18 protein-coding genes are annotated in these 17568 nt (G+C 54.5%); all 18 read right to left on the bottom strand.

The features are described from left to right. Window positions 1–92: 92 nt before the first annotated feature. Window positions 93–1403 carry a sensor histidine kinase gene (locus AC6I8F_RS07825; protein ID WP_498007072.1) on the bottom strand — a complete coding sequence of 437 codons (1311 nt, stop codon included), beginning with the start codon at window positions 1401–1403 and terminating at the stop codon, window positions 93–95. After that, window positions 1400–2140 (bottom strand): response regulator, encoded by a 741-nt coding sequence (locus AC6I8F_RS07820; RefSeq protein WP_498028701.1) that lies wholly within the window; start codon window positions 2138–2140, stop codon window positions 1400–1402. The genes AC6I8F_RS07825 and AC6I8F_RS07820 overlap by 4 nt, the downstream gene beginning before the upstream one ends. Before the next feature lie 73 nt (window positions 2141–2213). Continuing rightward, window positions 2214–3209, bottom strand: a complete 996-nt coding sequence (locus AC6I8F_RS07815) for an alpha/beta fold hydrolase (RefSeq protein WP_498028700.1) — start codon at window positions 3207–3209, stop codon at window positions 2214–2216. 17 nt (window positions 3210–3226) lie between these two features. Continuing rightward, window positions 3227–3679, bottom strand: a complete 453-nt coding sequence (locus AC6I8F_RS07810; protein ID WP_021509834.1) for a DUF6130 family protein — start codon at window positions 3677–3679, stop codon at window positions 3227–3229. Between the two features lie 203 nt (window positions 3680–3882). Continuing rightward, window positions 3883–4629: an aspartate/glutamate racemase family protein gene (locus AC6I8F_RS07805; protein WP_498028699.1), complete on the bottom strand. Its 747-nt coding sequence runs from the start codon at window positions 4627–4629 to the stop codon at window positions 3883–3885. Then, window positions 4622–5326 (bottom strand): class I SAM-dependent methyltransferase, encoded by a 705-nt coding sequence (locus AC6I8F_RS07800; protein WP_021509832.1) that lies wholly within the window; start codon window positions 5324–5326, stop codon window positions 4622–4624. The genes AC6I8F_RS07805 and AC6I8F_RS07800 overlap by 8 nt, the downstream gene beginning before the upstream one ends. A gap of 16 nt (window positions 5327–5342) precedes the next feature. Beyond that, complete coding sequence (locus AC6I8F_RS07795; RefSeq protein WP_071813658.1) at window positions 5343–6572, bottom strand: DUF711 family protein; 1230 nt, start codon at window positions 6570–6572, stop codon at window positions 5343–5345. After that, window positions 6572–7243, bottom strand: coding sequence for an NTP transferase domain-containing protein (locus AC6I8F_RS07790; RefSeq protein WP_498028698.1), 672 nt, complete (start codon window positions 7241–7243; stop codon window positions 6572–6574). The genes AC6I8F_RS07795 and AC6I8F_RS07790 overlap by 1 nt, the downstream gene beginning before the upstream one ends. Next, complete coding sequence (locus AC6I8F_RS07785) at window positions 7236–7625, bottom strand: ParB N-terminal domain-containing protein (protein WP_058757367.1); 390 nt, start codon at window positions 7623–7625, stop codon at window positions 7236–7238. The genes AC6I8F_RS07790 and AC6I8F_RS07785 overlap by 8 nt, the downstream gene beginning before the upstream one ends. Further along, a complete protein-coding gene (locus AC6I8F_RS07780) occupies window positions 7622–8401 on the bottom strand; it encodes an NTP transferase domain-containing protein (protein WP_072217098.1) in 780 nt (259 codons plus the stop codon). Before AC6I8F_RS07780 ends, AC6I8F_RS07785 begins: the two co-directional genes overlap by 4 nt. Next, window positions 8391–10241: a glycosyltransferase family 25 protein gene (locus AC6I8F_RS07775; protein ID WP_166711565.1), complete on the bottom strand. Its 1851-nt coding sequence runs from the start codon at window positions 10239–10241 to the stop codon at window positions 8391–8393. The genes AC6I8F_RS07780 and AC6I8F_RS07775 overlap by 11 nt, the downstream gene beginning before the upstream one ends. A gap of 495 nt (window positions 10242–10736) precedes the next feature. Continuing rightward, entirely contained in the window at window positions 10737–12158 is a 1422-nt protein-coding gene (locus AC6I8F_RS07770; protein ID WP_498010222.1) for an EmmdR/YeeO family multidrug/toxin efflux MATE transporter, read from the bottom strand. A gap of 120 nt (window positions 12159–12278) precedes the next feature. Beyond that, window positions 12279–13028, bottom strand: coding sequence for an ABC transporter ATP-binding protein (locus tag AC6I8F_RS07765; RefSeq protein ID WP_058757363.1), 750 nt, complete (start codon window positions 13026–13028; stop codon window positions 12279–12281). After that, a complete protein-coding gene (locus tag AC6I8F_RS07760) occupies window positions 13021–13896 on the bottom strand; it encodes an ABC transporter ATP-binding protein (protein ID WP_021509824.1) in 876 nt (291 codons plus the stop codon). The genes AC6I8F_RS07765 and AC6I8F_RS07760 overlap by 8 nt, the downstream gene beginning before the upstream one ends. Further along, window positions 13889–15172, bottom strand: a complete 1284-nt coding sequence (gene livM, locus AC6I8F_RS07755; RefSeq protein ID WP_215787653.1) for a high-affinity branched-chain amino acid ABC transporter permease LivM — start codon at window positions 15170–15172, stop codon at window positions 13889–13891. Before livM ends, AC6I8F_RS07760 begins: the two co-directional genes overlap by 8 nt. Window positions 15173–15182: 10 nt before the next feature. Further along, window positions 15183–16097 (bottom strand): ABC transporter permease subunit, encoded by a 915-nt coding sequence (locus AC6I8F_RS07750; protein ID WP_021509822.1) that lies wholly within the window; start codon window positions 16095–16097, stop codon window positions 15183–15185. 81 nt (window positions 16098–16178) lie between these two features. Beyond that, window positions 16179–17237: a branched-chain amino acid ABC transporter substrate-binding protein gene (locus AC6I8F_RS07745; protein WP_498028791.1), complete on the bottom strand. Its 1059-nt coding sequence runs from the start codon at window positions 17235–17237 to the stop codon at window positions 16179–16181. Between the two features lie 162 nt (window positions 17238–17399). Beyond that, entirely contained in the window at window positions 17400–17561 is a 162-nt protein-coding gene (locus tag AC6I8F_RS07740) for a hypothetical protein (protein WP_155519940.1), read from the bottom strand. Window positions 17562–17568: the final 7 nt, after the last annotated feature.

Genomic DNA, 17568 nt, shown 5'->3' with positions numbered 1-17568 from the left:
CGTCTATTACATCCACCGCATGTGTTCAGGCTGTGTCGGGGAAACGCCGTTTTGTCGGGTTATGTGTGTAGCGGGCAGGCAGATACATCAGGTTACATATCCTGCTGCTGCAGGATGATGCACGCTTCCAGCCCGCCAGCTGCCCGGTTACGCAACTGCAGGCTACCCGCCATCTGGCTCACCAGCTGGGTGGCGATCGCCAGGCCGAGCCCGGTCCCGCCGGTGTGGCGATTGCGTGAACTCTCCACGCGGTAGAAGGGCTCCAGCACCGCCTGTAACGCCTCCTCCGGGATGCCGGGCCCGTTATCACGCACCCGAATCTCCACGCTGTCACCCTGGGGTGAACAGAGTTCAACCTCCGCTTCGCCGCCAAACTTGAGCGCATTGTCGATCAGGTTGGTCATGATGCGCCGGAGTGCCTGCGGCCGCACGGCGAAGGTGTCATGACCTGTGCACGGCACAAAGTTCACCGCTTTACCGACATCCTGATAGTCACAGACGACGCTATCCAGCAGCGCGTTGAGGCTGACGCTCTGGCGCTTCTCCTCCAGCACTTCCGATGAGCGTGCATAGGCGATGCCCTCGCGCACCAGGCGGCTCATGTTATCGAGATCGCTCAGCAGTTTGTCGCGCAGCTCAGGCTGCTCCGCCATCTCCACCCGCAGCTTCATGCGTGTGATCGGGGTTTGCAGATCGTGGGAGATGGCCGCGAGGATTTGCGCACGCGCTTTGAGGTGATCCTGAATCCGCAGCTGCATCGCGTTAAACGCACGCGCCGCCTGCTGCACTTCATCCGGGCCGTTCTCTGCCATCAGCTGTGCGTGGCTGGCGGCCGGTTTGAGCGCATCAACCGCCTGGGTAAAGCGCACAAACGGTCGCACCACCTGCCGCACCGCCAGCCACGCGCAGCACAGCAGCAGCAGGAGCTGCCCCATCAGCACCAGCGGCAGCCAGCGCGCAATCGCCGGCATACGCGGCCAGAGATCGAGCGTGAGCGGCGCGCCGTCATGCAGCGTCAGATGCACCTGAATATGCTCCCGCGGCCCCGGAATCGCATGAATGCTCATCTGATAGCGCCCGCCAAGCGTCTCCTGCAGTGAGCGTACCGCGTCGCGCGTGCGCCAGCCGGAGGGATACGGCCCCGCTTCGCCCGGCGACAGACTGTAGCGATAGTTGCCGCGCGCCAGCTTCGCCAGCCAGCCCGGACGCTCGTCCGCCGGCAGACGATCAAGGATTGCCACGCTGGTCGCCACATCGTACTCCAGGTTGCCCAGCATCACGCTTTTAGCGCTGCTCATGCGTTCTATCAGCAGGCTTGCCAGCGTGAGAGTATTTGCCAGCAGCAGCCCGCCCAACACGATAATCAGCAGGCGTGACAGCAGCGATCGCGGCCATAGCCTCATTGATGCGCCTCTTTGATCACCACCGTGCTCGCCAGTACGTAACCTTCGCTGCGTACCGTTTTGATGTAGGCCGGTTCACGGGCATCTTCGCGTAACCGCTGGCGCAGCCGGCTAACCAGCAGATCGATCGAGCGCTCAAACAGCTCCGCGTCGCGGCCCTGCGTCAGGTTGAGCAGCTGATCGCGATTCAGCACGCGCTGCGGATGGTCGAGAAACACGCGCAGCAGGCGGTACTCTGCGCCACTCAGCGCCACAATCACGCCGTCGCTGTCCAGCAGATGGCGCGCGGAGGTATCCAGCTGCCACTCGCCAAAAGCAATGATGCGGCCGGCCCCGGTAATATGTAAATTTGGCGGCAGCGCCCGGGTACGGCGCAAGATCGCTTTGATGCGCGCCAGCAGCTCACGCGCCACAAAGGGTTTGATCAGGTAATCATCCGCCCCCATCTCCAGCCCGAGAATGCGATCGGTCTCTTCGCTGCGGGCAGTAAGCATCAGTACCGGCAGGTTCTGCCGGGGATCGCTGCGCAGCTGACGGCACAGCGTCAGGCCATCGTCACCCGGCATCATGATATCCAGCACCACCAGATCCACCAGGCTGCTGCTCAGCATGGCGCGCATCTCGCGGCCATTGGCCGCACCGGTGGCGCGGTAACCGGACTTAATCAGATAGTCGGTTATCAGTTCGCGGATATCCCGGTCATCATCCACCACCAGAATGTGATCAACGTGCTCCAAAACAGCCTCCTGTCAGCCGCTTATGCAAAAAAGACCGGCACGCGATGGCCGGTCCGGGTCGTGAATTACTCCGCTACAGTGCGGCCGCATCCTCAACGGCTTGCACAAACGCCTGCGGGGCTTCCGCTGGCGGATTGTGTCCGATATTGCCCGTGAAGGTGCGATGCTGGTACCTGGCGCTGAACCTGGTGCGGTACGTCTCCGGTGCCGGGTGCGGCGCCCCGTTATTATCCCCTTCGATGGTGATGGTGGGGACGCGAATTGTCGGTAACGTGGCTAATGTTTTCTCATAAGCGGCATATTTTTGCTCGCCTTTTTCCAGGCCCAGGCGCCAGCGGTAGTTGCTGATAGTGATCGCCACCTGATCCGGATTATCCAGCGCTTCGGCGCTCTGGTTAAAGGTGGCATCGCTGAATTTCCAGCCGGGCGATGCCTGCTGCCAGATCAGTTTCGCAAAGTCGTGTGTATGGGCAGCATACCCCTGCTGACCGCGCTCAGTGGCGAAATAGAACTGATACCACCACTGCTGTTCCGCCTGTGGCGGCAGCGGTTTTTTACCCAGCTGCTGGCTACTGATCAGATAGCCGCTGACCGACACCAGCGATTTTACCCGTTCAGGCCATAGGGCCGCGACGATGTCCGCCGTGCGTGCGCCCCAGTCAAAGCCGCCCAGCACGGCCTGTTTGATATTGAGCGCATCCATCAGCGCCACGACGTCCGCTGCGATTGCCGAAGGCTGGCCGTTACGCGGCGTTTTATCCGACAGGAAACGCGTGCTGCCGAAGCCGCGCAGATACGGCACGATCACCCGATACCCTTTTGCCGCCAGCGCCGGTGCCACCTGAGCATAGCTCTGGATATCGTACGGCCAGCCGTGCAGCAGGATCACCGCCTGGCCATCACGCGGACCGATGTCCACATAGCCTGTGTTCAGTACGCCCGCATTGATCTGCTGCACGTGGCTGAAGTCAGCGGCGTAATCGCGTGAGGCCGGGGTGGCGGCAAACGCGGTGCCTGCCGCCGTGAGAACCAGCGTTGCCAACAGAGTCTGACGTAACAGTGTTTTCATAATTTATCTCCGGGTAATCAGTGCGGTGCAATCTGTACGGGCACGTTAAAGGTGATGGTTTTGCTGTCGATCGGTTTATGCGTAGGATCGGCAAGAATAAGGGTGACCTTGTGCGGCCCGACAGGCAGACCGACCAGAATCACCGGCTCACCGCTGGTGTCCGCCCAGTGCCACGGGTTGTCATCCACGATGACGTGAATGTGGCCGATGCGCGGCGTGATTTTCAGCGCTTCCTGGCCAAACACGGGCTCAATGCGCAGGTTTTCTGCCCGGTACTGGATAAACACCGCGCCCTTGCGCAGCGGTCCGGCCAGCGGGGCATCGACAATTAATCGCGCAGGCGGCTGGGGATGATCCAGTGGCGCCACGGCCGCCGGGCCGAGCACGTCAGCAGCGCTCAGTCGCTCCGCCCAGGCGCAGGTCGCAGAAGCGCCCATCAGTAACGTTGAAATAAACAGTCGGGTTAACATCGTGGTATCTCCATGTATTCAGTTGATGCGTACAGAAGACCACGGCGATGTATAGCGGATATGTACAGACTGGCGGGTTATGCAACGGCGTGTGTGCTGTGTGGGGGGAGATACAGTGTGATACAAATTGGTGTTTACCCCGCCCGGGGGCGGGAAAATTAATGAGTTAAGCGGCCCTTCGACGTGGAAATAATTCGTCCGCCTTAATTACGCAGGCGGCGAAATGATATGGCGCGCAAAGCGGCACGCGCGAGAGCTTCGCTCGAATCAATTAACGTCATTTCCTGCCAGATCGCGCTGTGTTTTAGCAAACTCAACTCTGTGCAAGCCAGAATAATGTGCGTAGCACCCTGTTGCTTCCAGCTATTTACGGCGTCCGCTAACTGGCGCATTGATAGTTCAGACACGCTTTTTGTGGCTTTTATCTCGTTAATGCAGCGTGTCACTAGCTGTTGGGTGGATGCAGCGACATTGACGATCTCGGCGTGCTGTTGCGTAAGCGCATCCTGATACAGCCTGCTCTGGTACAACATTTGAGAACCGAGCACAACGACCCGCTTGCCCTGAGGCGCAATATGCTCAAGTGTGGCATCAATAATATTAATAACCGGAATAGCTGCGTCCTTGCTCCAGCGCGACCAAAGGAGGTGAGCGGTATTACAAGGCACAACGGCAACCGTCGCACCCGCAGCAGCGAGTTCTGTGATAGTTGCGTGAATCCAGGGAGAAGGATCACGTTCACCCAGTTGCAAATGACGCCCGCGGCTGGGAATTTTACTATTATTATCAATAATAAGTCGCGGATATTGCCACTCTTTATCTGCCTGAACCAGGCCATACAGCTGCTGGCAAAAATACAGTGTTGCCCAGGGGGCTACGCCTACGACGCCTAAAACACCTTCATCTGCCGGCCAGCTAACATCGTCATAGAGAGGTGAGATATTAACCATTTTTTTGCTCAAAGTGATAAAGGCGTAATCGGGTTTCAGGATACTTATTAAGCATATGACCTTCAGGGAACATATTTTCACTCCTGGTTAAGCTGAAACCATGCCGCGCAAATATAGCTTCGTATTGCTCAGCAGTTCGATATGTAGCCGAATACTCTGCTTGCAGATTCGCAGAGTAGCGGTTATTGATTTCGAATCTTTCACCGACCCCCGTACCATCACGCAATAATATAGTGCTTTCTGGTTTACTGTAAGCACGCAAATTACCTAACAATTTTTCAGTTTGCTCATCATTAAGGTAGATCATCAGGCCAGATATAAAAATGACATCGTACTGCTCTGAGCTACAATAATTCTCAGCAGATGAAAGAATGAAATCGACATTATTAATATTGCGTTTGCTGGCTTCAAGCTTACCCACTTCAATCATTGCAGCTGAAAACTCTACAGCGGTGATTTTTTTTGCGCCCTCATGCTGAAAGCGAAAAGCCCACTGCCCGACCCCGGCGCCGAGATCAAGTACCGTTTTCCCTGTCAGGTCAGGCAACCAGGCAAAAACTTTTTGCATCTCTGTGCGAATTTTAATATCGAGAAATTTTGGATCGTTTTCCAGATTTGCTAAACTTTCAAACGATAACTTATTGTAATTATCCGCTCGGCGATCCCAAAAATCCTTCACTTTTTTTGCATCTAACATTTCATTAAGCCTGATTTTAGCGATACGTCCAGCGTTCATTATCAGCAGAAAAATCGACATCACTTTTCGCGATATTCATAATGCGGCTATTGCAGAGGAAGTCATAATTAAAGCGTGTAAATTCATTTACCTCTCCGCCAGGAATAGGTAATAAACGTACACCGAGCGGTTTCGTTAACCGCACCGCGAGTGCAGCCGTATCAAGAATAATCGCGGCAATATCTTCAGGCAGTGTCGAACCTGGCACCGGGAGCATATCTAATCCACAACCACAAACAGTTGACCATGCATTAAGCGTATCAATGCTTAATGCACGACGATTATTGGTACTCGCCAGGGCATCATCTTCCAGTACTGAGAACATGACGCCATTAAAACCCGTTGCGCGAGCACCACTGATTGCGACTGCGCTTTTAATCGCATTCGTCAGAATACTGGTTATAAAGAGTGATCCCTGAACGCCACCAGGACGCGCACCAAGATTTTCAACTAACCTGCCAACAGAAATACTGCCATCCGGAAAAGGCGCCAGTGAGGCATCCAGACCGGCATAGTCAAGCCCTGAATCAGACGCCAGCTCATGACCGAATGCATCAATTTCGCGTAAGCGTGCGCAGAGTCGAAGAATAAACTGGTCAGCAAAGTCCGCCAGCAGCATGTTGCCTTCCCGTACCTGCTCACTCAATTCCAAAGCAATATCGGTAGTTTCGAGGGCAAAACTAAACTTCAGTGTCTCACCTTCATGCCGGGAAAACGGAAAAAACGGGGCATTTGGCGGACAACGCAATGAGGCACCGAGGCGGAAATTATCAAAGCCATTATTACTGCGATGTGCTACCTGCAACATGAAACGGGCAACGTCATGGCTGGCTCGAATATTTATACCCTGCTCATCGGCTACCATCAGATTCAGAAACATACGCGGTTGCCTGAAGAGTAAAGCAAACGCGGCATCTAACCGTCCGCGGTAATTATCGCCATGCGTTAAGTCCAGCGGTAAGCAAAACCAACGAATATCAAGTCTTTCAGCCAACGCATTGATTGAATTTATTCGTGCTGGCAGGGTATAAATCTCATCTTCATCACGATCATTCAATGGTGGCAGAGTTAAACGTAAGGTTCGCAGTGGCCAACGACGAGACTGGAGTTTATCAATCACTAACGTGCGAAAGTGATGTAAACGTGACTCAGAATGCCCGTCGGAAATAGCGGAGTAAGGCAAGCCCAGCGTAATAGCTCGTATCATTAACCGTGATCCTCCTGCATCAGACGCCAGTAATCTGCCAGCGTATTAATTTCATTAAATGCATGCTCCCCCAGGTCGTGAGCGTAGAGTGCTGTCGTTTTCTGACACGGTAACGTTTGGGCGGCATACAAATTACCATACCGCAGGCATTGCTTATGCCACTGACTCAGGAGTGCCATATCACTGACTTTAAACAGACCCATAGCCTCAGGGTGCTCTGCGGCGCGTATCGGTCCCAGATACGTCTCCTCCACGATGCCCCGGCGATTAACGTCACAATGAATGGAGGTCAGCATGCAATTATGCCGCTGGTGAGTCAAAACGAGATTTCCCTCAGCGTGATCCATTTCATGGATAAGCTGAGGAGAAAAAAACATATCTCCCGAGACAACATACGTGGGGCTATTAATCTGATTCAGGGCCAATCCCAGACTCATTGCATTATTAGTCGTTGCCCAGTTGTCATTGATAACGTAATTCAGATCAGGGTAGGACTCCATAATCTGTAACGCACCAAAGCCAATCACTACGGTAATTCTTTTCCCATGAAAGGCATCAATAGCATAGTCGAGAATCGTTTTCCGCGTTTTGGGATGGCGAATTAAAACTTTATTTTTACCATCCAGTTGCAGGCTTCTGCCGGCGGCCAGAATGATGGCATTTTCAACCATGATAGCCTAACTCCTGCAGCGAAAATTGACATACCGGCATGGGTACAACGAAATCATGCTTTACCGTTTTATAAGGGTAGATGTCATTAATTAATGCACGCCTCGCCACTTCCTGCCAGTCAAATTGATGATTTTCGCGCAACGATCTTAATGGCACCGAGGCGTAATCAAATCGTACGACCGGCACTCTTTTTAGTCCCAGACTGAGCGCGACTTCCATACGGTGCTGGCCGTCCAGTACCAGATTATGGTGTAGATCAAGCGCCAGAGGTTTTACCCATACGCCTTCCTGAATAATTTTATTACGCAACCATTCAACGCGACGTGAACTGAATTTTTCAATATGACGCAATTTTTGTGGTTCAAAAAACTCTACATTCATTTTAGTGCCTCAAAATTTTCTAATAATAAATGATAATCCGCAACCGCCTGCCGGTAATCGACTTCTTCGTTGAAAGATCTTGCAAACAAATCCGTAATATCTACAGCACGGCAGGGTAAGCAAGAGCGGTGTACAATCCAGGGTGCCATGTAATATTGCTGGGTACTTGTCTGTAAAAACGTCTGCCGCAGGCGTCGATCGTTTTCCACCTGTTCCGGAGAGACACTTAGCAAGCCGACCATTTTCATCCAGCCATCAAATGCGGAGTCGTAATCGGGCACATAGGCAATTTTCTTTATAGCAGGTTCAGCTTTACTGGCTTCGACAATACCGCCAGTAAGGCAAGAGTTGTAATAACCATGGGTGAGCCAAAAACTGTCACTGCCCATTTCAGCTTGCATTAACCGCGGCCATACACGTGGATCCAGCAGAACATCCGTTTCGATAATTGTATAGCCATATTCAGGATAATTAAGCGCGCTGACACCTTTTTCAACGGATAATATGTTGACATCATTTTTATAATTATCATTGTGCGCTAACTTAATATTAGCATCAGCATAATTATCTTTAATCCAGCGTTCTACAACTGATGACTGATGACCGGTAACCAGTACAATTTCACGCTCGCCGCATTTTAACAGCTCAGTCAGCAACGTATCCAGCACGGTGATTTCACCGACCGGCAGCAAGCATTTAGGATAATTTAGGGTCAGATGCCCCATTCTCGTTCCCTGACCAGCAACCAGTAATATTGCGGCGCGTTTAGAAGACATTGTGATGAACTCCAGCGGGCATAAGGGTTTTTTCAATGATTTTTACAATCTCACTGCCTGCGCCCTGCTCTGGCATATGAAGTTCATCACGTAAAACCTGCAGTCGCTTATCACGCATGGGATCCTTGCCTGAAACAAGATTATCAACGAAAGTTTTAATATCTGCGGATTCATTCGCAACGTCATAAGCGTCATAAATAAATTCAGCGCTACTGTTAATACCGAGGCAATTTTCATGAGTCAGGAAAAGGATTGGCTTACGCGACGGTAAATACTCCAGCAAAAACGATCCTGCATCTGCCATCAGCGCATCTGATTGTGAAAAGGCGTAGCGATAATCAGCAGAAAAATCCCACTCCACATGTGATTTGAGATGAGAGTATTCGCGCAGCATTTGCCAGTTCTGAGCAGTTTCGCTGTGTGTTCCGCGCTCTTTACGAATATCCAGAAATTGTTTAAAAAGCGGATGTGGCCGAATAATCAAATTGACGTCATCACGTTTGATGATATCAAGCATTGCCTGTGTATATAAATTAAACGTAGACCACATCTTTTCATCATCAGGCATGACGAAATGCGGCGCCCATAATAGCGTTGGCTTGCCTTTATTAACTTTGCCATCCGTCTGGACGCCAAAGCGTGATGGATAGTTATCTAGCTTTGGATGTCCGCTAACATAGACGTGATGATTGCCATTTCCGCAATATTTAGCAAACTCATCTTTATGCCGCTGAGAGCGAACGAATACCCACCTGGCAACATTTTGACAGGGAAGATTGTACTGATAAACACGGTTTCTCTCGCCATCACCCATATCTAATCCATAAGGAATATAGGCGATAGAAATATTGCGTCGATTAAGCGTCAAACTTTGCAGTTCATTGGGACGTGCATCATCATAAGGATTTTGTAAAAAAACCACATGCGGCTTACGCGCCGTAATCTCATACTCGTGATACTCGGTATACCGGATACCCTTATCATTTAATAAATCACGCTGTGCAGTGTAATCCGGTGCTTTTGCGCCCCGACTGAAATAGGGCGCAAGGATAATCTGACAATCAAAATGCGGTTTGGCCTGCATAGCGCGATATACCGACTCAAAGTTAGTCCAGCCGGGGGCCCACTGGAAAAAGATATCCACTTTTATCTTTTCTTCGCCAGGTTGATAGACTGGCCAGACTATTTCTTCTAATTTTTTAGCGAAATGATCTCGATAATCAACAGGTTGGTTTTCAATATCACTTTTATCAGCGGCCTGATAGCCCGCATTGGGAAAGATACCCAACCAGCGGTCACGTTTTATCAAACTATTCCAGCGTACATCTAAAGCCCAGCACTGAGGAACGCCACCCGCCAGTAACCCCTGCAAGCTTTCTGCATAATTATCAATGAGGGTGGCGTAGTAATCACTGTTCACGATGTAAGCGCAAGCGCACCATGCATATTGCGGCTTAACAATATAATCCACACATTTTAACGGCACGACGTTATCATAGTGGGCAGCGAGCAGCGCGACATGCCAGTTGATCTGCTGTAAAGAGGAGAGAAATAGATCAATTCGCTTTTTGGTCTGAATATCATCATGGAAAACCATATCGTCTTCCAGAATCAATACATTTTTCCAGCCGTTTTGCTGAGCCATTTGCAGCACGAGAATATGTGATTTAATACAGCCGATATAGCCTGGCGTTTCTTCAATAGCCTCAAAGCGGACAATCTTTTCACGTGGTACGCCAATTGCTTTTAATTGACGAGCGATACGTACCCTGCGATCCTTGCGTTTGTTCAGGTTGATGTATACAACCTTATCTATTGTCTGCCAGTTGACTGCCATCATCTCTACACCCATCGCACTAAGAAAGCTCTCATTTTCAGGACGGCGCAATAAAGACAATTCTTAAGGAAAATAAAAAAATTTTTTAGGTTTACTGGCGAGGGCTCAGCAGGTGATGAGCCGGTGCAGGCAGCTTGTTCGGGCTGCGCCAGCCTGACAGCCATCGATCATCTCACTCGCGCTGAATCATCGCAGCTGGATGTATAACCGCCACGATGAAGGCAAGCTTTTTGTACTGTACTGCTCCGGGCTGCAAGCCTGAAGATTTGTGTAAACGCTGAAGCGGCCCGTATGCGTGGCAAGGCGCACAGTTGTCGCATCACGTTCGAATTCACGAAAGCGCTGAGTTAGGTTGCCAGCGGAAAGGCAGCGGTCAGTCCGAAAATAGCCGTGCGGCTTGAGGCGGGGCCGGGTATGGCAGGCATAGGGTGCGATCTTTTTTTGCTGGCGCAATAACCCGATCACAAAACCCTGTGCCTGTCTTTTTGTGGGGATTCCTCAGCCCTGTGGGCCACTGCTCTTCGCGAGCATTTTGCGGTAATTGTTCAGCCATTTGCCGCTGGTCAAACGCCACCAGAAACAGATACCGCGCACCGTCCAGTCGAGGAACATACCGAGCCAGACGCCAATCACCCCCATGCCCAGCACTATACCCAGCAGATAACCGGCCACCACGCGCGCGCCCCACATACTGAACATCGATACATACATGGTGTACCGTGCGTCGCGCGCGCCTTTTAGCCCGGCCGGCAGCACCCAGGAGGCGGTCCAGACAGGCATAAAGGCGGCATTCAGCCAGATCAGGTGTTTGGTTACCTCAATCACCTGCGGATCGCGGGTGTAGAATCGCGCCAGCGTGCCCGCCAGCGGCACGGTGATAAACGCCAGCGTACATAGCCCAATCATCGCCAGCCAGAATACATGCTTGATCTGCCGCTCCGCCTGCATCACCTGATTTTTCCCTAAGCGCCTGCCGGTGATAATGGTCGACGCAGAACCCAGCGCGTTGCCCGGCAGGTTAATCAGCGTGGCGATGGAGAAGGCAATAAAATTACCGGCGATCTCATTGGTGCCCATGCCGGCGACAAAAATCTGCGTCAGCAGTTTGCCGCCGTTAAACAACACCGATTCGATACTGGCCGGTACGCCAATCCCCAGCACTTCCATCAGGATGTTGCGATCCCAGCGGCGGAAATAGCTGGCCAGCGTGATTTTCAGCGCCGGGCTGATGCCGCGATACAGCACGTAAATGGCCGCCGCCGCGCCGATATAGCGTGAAATGGTTAATCCCAGCCCGGCACCGACAAATCCCATCCCTTCCCAGCCGAGCGCACCGTAGATCAGCACGCTACTGATGATGATATTCAGGATATTCATGCCGCCGTTAATCAGCATCGGAATTTTAGTGTTGCCGGCACCGCGCAACGCGCCGCTGCCTATCAGCGCAATCGCCGCCGCCGGATAGCTCCACGCGGAGGTTTGCAGATAGCTGAGCGCCAGTTCTTTGACCTGCGGCTCGGCGTTGCCGGCAATCACGTCAACAATCAGATGCCCCCAGAACTCGATGGCGATGACCAGCACAAACGCCAGCACCGTCATCAATCCCAGCGACTGCCGCGTCGCCGCACGCGCACGCTTGCCGTTGCGTTTGGCCAGGCTGAACGCGACCACCACCGTGGTACCGAGATCGATGGCGGCAAAAAAGGAGATGATCACCATGTTAAAGCTGTCGGCCAGCCCAACGCCTGCCATCGCCTCTTTGCCCAGCCAGCTCACCAGAAAAGTACTGAGAACCCCCATCAGCATCACGCACAGGTTCTCAATAAAGATGGGCACCGCCAGTGGGGTGATTTCACGCCACAACAGCGTGCGATAAGCACGGCGTTTGGGATACCACGCCGTGTTTCTGATCGCCCGCATTACTGCTACGCCAGGATTTTGCAAGGGAGTACCAAATCACTTTGGTTAAGAAGTAGAGTAATAATGATGATAGGCTGCTAACGATTATGCAAAGTGTTTCCCGTCACCATTTAATCATTATTACAAACTTTTTGCTGACTCCCCGCCCGCGCCGACGCTGCCGCCCAGATAGGCGCTGCGCACCTCTTCGTTGTGCAACAGTTCGCTGCCGCTGCCGCTCAGACGAATTTCGCCATTGACCATTACATAACCGCGATCCGCCAGTTGCAGCGCGTGGCGCGCGTTCTGCTCCACCAGAAACAGCGTCATGCCCTGCTGCGTCAGCTCACGCAGGATGCTGAAAATCTGCTTTACCACCAGCGGGGCCAGCCCGAGGCTGGGTTCATCCAGCAGCAGCAGACGCGGCCGGCTCATCAGCGCGCGGGCGATCGCCAGCATTTGCTGCTCGCCGCCGGAGAGCGTCATTGCCCGCTGTTTTCGCCGCTCCAGCAGGCGTGGAAACAGCGTGTACATTCGTTCTTTATCCTGCTTCATGTAGCGCTCGCCGATGGCGATGGTGCCCATCAGCAGGTTCTCTTCCACCGTCATATCCGGAAAGATGCGCCGTCCTTCCGGCGCCTGGGCAATACCGCTGGCGGCGATAAAATGGGTCGACCGCTGGCTGATGGGTTCTCCGCGCAGGCGAATTTCACCGCTGGCAATGCGCGGCTGACCAAAAATCGACATCAGCAGCGTGGATTTTCCTGCACCGTTGGCCCCAATCAGCGCCACGGTTTCCCCTTCCGCCACGGTCAGCGACACCTGCTTCAGCGCCTGCACCGGGCCGTAAAACACATCCACCTGTTCAAACGCCAGCATTGCTTCAGCCATGCTCGCTCTCCTCTTCCGCGCCGAGATAAGCGGCGATCACCTTCGCATCGTGTCGAATCTGCTGCGGCGTGCCCTGGGCGATCACGTCACCGTGATCCAGCACGACGATGTGATCGGAAATGCGCATCACCATCGGCATATCGTGTTCAATCAACAGCACGCTGATGCGGTGATCGGCGCGCAGCTGATGCAGAATCTGGCTCAGCGCCTCGGTTTCGACCGGATTAAGCCCCGCTGCGGGCTCATCCAGGCAGATCAGTTCCGGCCGGGTGCACATGGCGCGCGCAATCTCCAGCCGGCGCTGCTGGCCGTAAGAGAGCGTACCGGCCAGCCGATTGGCACTGCTGACCAGATCAACGCGCTCCAGCCAGTAAAAAGCGCGATCGAGCGCGCGACTCTCCGCCGCCCGATAGCCGCGGGTATTGAGAATGCCGGCCAGCAACTGACGGTTGACCTGCATATGCTGCGCCACCAATAGGTTTTCCACCACCGACATCTCGCGAAACAGGCGGATGTTCTGGAAGGTGCGCGCCAGACCGGCGCGGTTGACCAGATGTGCGCCGCCAAACATCTTGTACCAGATACGCGAGCCCAGCCGCGCCGGCCGCAGCCAGTCACCCGGCTGAATCTTCTGGCCCAGCACCTGGATCACATCGGTGCTGCGCTGATGGGCATTGAGCACGATGCGCCCGCCGCTGGCGCGATAAAATCCCGTCAGGCAGTTAAATACCGTGGTTTTGCCCGCGCCGTTGGGGCCAATCAGCGCGGTGACCGAGCCGCGCTCCACGCGCAGGCTGACATCATTCAGCGCTTTGATGCCGCCAAAGCGCATCATCAGGTTATCAACCTGCAGGATGGCATCACTCATGGCGTACTCCTTTTCTCAGCGGCACACCGACGCGTGCGGTGCGCACCAGGCCGCGCGGACGCCAGATCATCATCAGCACCATTAACATGCCAAACAGCAGCACGCGGTACTCGGCAAAGCTGCGCAGCAGCTCGGGCGCCACCGTCAGCACAAACGCGGCCAGCACTACGCCAAGCGTCGAGCCCATCCCGCCCAGCACCACGATGGCCAGAATCAGCGCGGACTCAAAAAAGGTAAACGAGGTGGGATTAACGAACCCCTGGTAACTGGCAAAAAACACCCCGGCAATACCGGCGGTTGAGGCGCCGAGCATAAAGGCTGACAGCTTCACCAGCACGTGATTCAGCCCCATGGCGCGACAGGCGATTTCATCTTCACGCAACGCTTCCCACGCCCGGCCAATCGGCATGCGCGTCAGCCGGTGCTTGATAAACAGCACCAGCAGCACCACCATTACCAGCACCACGTAGATAAAGATGAACTTCATGTTGGGGTTGTAATCGAGATGCAGAAACTGGTGGTACGGTATGCCGCCCTCCTTTGCCCGGCGGGCGAATTCAAGGCCGAGAAAGGTCGGTGACGGCACCGAGACGCCGTTCGGGCCCCCGGTGAACGACAGCCAGTTATTCAGCACCAGCCGGATAATTTCACCGAAGCCGAGCGTGACGATGGCCAGATAGTCACCGTGCATGCGCAGCACCGGAAAGCCGAGCAGCGCACCGGCCAATGCTGCCAGCAGCGCAGCGATGGGGATCATGCTCCAGAAACCCAGCCCGAGATACTGATAGCCCAGCGCCAGCCCGTAAGCACCAATGGCGTAAAACGCCACATAGCCCAGATCGAGCAGCCCGGCGAGGCCGACCACGATATTGAGCCCGAGTCCCAGCAGCACATAGATCAGCCCGAGAATCGCTACCGTCAGCAGATACTTGCTGGAGAGAAACGGAAACGCCAGGGCCACAACCAGCAGCAGCGGTATTATCCAGCGCAGGCGCGAGCGGTACCCGGGTTCACGCACGTATACGCCGTCATCGTTGCCCTCAAACTTGCGCAGAAAACGGCGCCCCACGGCGGTATGCAGAAACAGCCCCAGCAACAAACGTCCTGCCATCACCACCGCCACCAGCAGCGCCACGCGCAGCGGCGACAGCGTAAAACTGTAGCCGCTGAGTACCACGCCCACTACCGGGCCGAACACCACCAGCGCGACGGCACCGGCCAGCAGCGTGTCGAGCAGCACCTGACGGATGCCGCCTGTTTGCGTCATTGCATTCATTCTGGCTTCCTCACACTTTGGCGACCAGCGGCCGGCCCAGCAGTCCCTGCGGACGGAAGATTAAAATCACCACCAGCAGCGAAAACGAGAACACATCTTTGTAATCAGAGTTCACCAGCCCGGCGAACTGCGCCTCGGCCACGCCCAGTAGCAAACCGCCCAGCATCGCACCGGGCAGCGAACCGATGCCCCCCAGCACCGCCGCGGTGAAGGCTTTGATGCCGATAATGAAGCCGGCGTAGAAATCAAACGTGCCGTAGTTCATGGTAACCAGCACCCCGGCCAGCCCGGCCATCGCCGCGCCGATGACAAACACCAGCGAAATCACCCGGTCGGTATTGATACCGAGAATCGACGCCATGCGCCGATCCTGCTGGACCGCACGGCAGATACGGCCCAGTTTGGTGTACTGGATAATCCAGGTCAGCAGCGCCATCCCGCACAGCGCCGCCACCAGGATAAACACTTTGGTCCAGGTGATTTGCACCACGCCGCCGTCAATCTCCATACGCAGCACACCGCTGAGCAGAGTAGGAATGCCCTGCTGATTCGGTCCCTGACTGAGCTGCACATAGTTTTGCAGAATCAGCGACATACCAATGGCAGAGATCAGCGGTGCCAGCCGGGTGGAATTGCGCAGCGGACGATAGGCAATGCGCTCAATGGCCCAGCCGTAAGCGGCGGTGACCACGATGGTGAACAACAGCGTGCCAAAGATCAGCAGTGGAAAGGAGTGAATGCCAAAGTAGCTGAGCAGCGCCAGCCCGATCGCACACAGATAAGCAGAGATCATGTACACCTCGCCGTGGGCGAAGTTGATCATGCCGATAATGCCGTAAACCATGGTGTAGCCGATGGCGATCAGCCCGTAGACCGCGCCCAGCGTCAGGCCGTTAATCAGCTGCTGTATAAAGAAGGCGTCCATATTGTCTCTCGCAGGTGGAAGGCGTGCACAGGACACGCTCAGATGCGAACGGCCCCGCTGCGCGCGGGGCCGCAGAGCGAATTACAGCTGGTGATATTTGCCTTTGTCATCCCACTGATAGACCACGTAATCCGAGACTTTCAGGTCGCCTTTTTCGTCCCATGCCTTCTTGCCCATCACGGTGTCAACGCTGTTGGCCTTCAGCCAGTCGCTGGCTTTTTCATTGTCTTTGCCTGCCGCTTTGTAGGCGGCGGCCAGAGCCTGAATGGAGGCGTAGGCGTAGAGCGTATACCCTTCTGGCTCAAAACCGCTGGCGCGGAATTTTTCAATCACCGCTTTGCCATCCGCGATGGTGCGCGGGTCATTGCCGAAGGTCATGTACACGCCTTTAGTGAACTGCGGACCGCCGGCGGCAGTCACCAGTTCTTCCGTCACGATGCAGTCGCCGGAGAAGAAAGCCGCATTGACGCCCTGCTCGCGCATCTGACGCACCAGCGGACCCGCCTCCGGATGGCAGCCACCGAAATAGACCACATCCGGTTTCACCGCGCCGATTTTGGTGACCAGCGCGTTGAAGTCTTTTTCACCGCGCGACAGCCCCTCATACAGCACCTCTTTGACGCCGCGTTTCTCCAGCGCCGCTTTGGTGGCATCGGCCAGCCCCTGACCGTAGGTGTCTTTGTCGTGGATCACCGCCACTTTCTTCGCTTTCAGCGTATCGAGAATATAGTTAGCGGCAATTGTCCCCTGCTGGTCATCCCGCCCGCACATGCGGAACAGGGTTTTCATGCCGCGCTCGGTGATTTGTGGATTGGTTGAACCGGGCGTAATCGCCAGTACGCCCGCCTCGTCATACACCTCTGAGGCTGGCATGGTCGAGGATGAGCAGAAATGGCCCACCACCGCCATCACTTTGTCCTGATCCACCAGCCGGTTGGCAACGGCCACCGCCTGCTTGGGTTCGCAGGCGTCATCGCCCTGCACCAGCACAATTTTTTCACCGTTTATGCCGCCCGCCGCGTTAATGTCCGCCGCGGCCTGGCTGGCGCCCTTCCAGTATTGTGTACCGTACGTAGCATTCGGTCCGGTAAACGGACCGGCCACGCCGATCTTTATGTCAGCCTGCGCGTAGAACGCCATGCTTAAACAACCTGCCATCACCACCTTCAATGGGTGTTTTATGAATTTCAAAGACATGCTTTCAATCCTCAACGGGTCAGGAACGGAGCCATACCACGGCCTGGGAGAAATCAATCTGAAACACTTCGAGAGCAGTGTGGTCTGTGCGACCACGGTTGAAATTTAAGCAAAAAGCTCGCCAGAGAAGACAATCGGTGACAATTTTTTTGCAGCGGCATCGCAGCCGGGCGGAAAACGTGCGATGTGGCCTCCCTGCACCTGATAAACATAGCCAGCCTTTTGCCGCCTACCAGCACCGTGATGGTGCAGAATGCGGTCGATCACAGATTCT

The sequence above is a fragment of the gamma proteobacterium symbiont of Axiagastus rosmarus genome (genome assembly GCF_059730925.1).
This window is presented reverse-complemented; position numbering and strand designations above follow the sequence as displayed.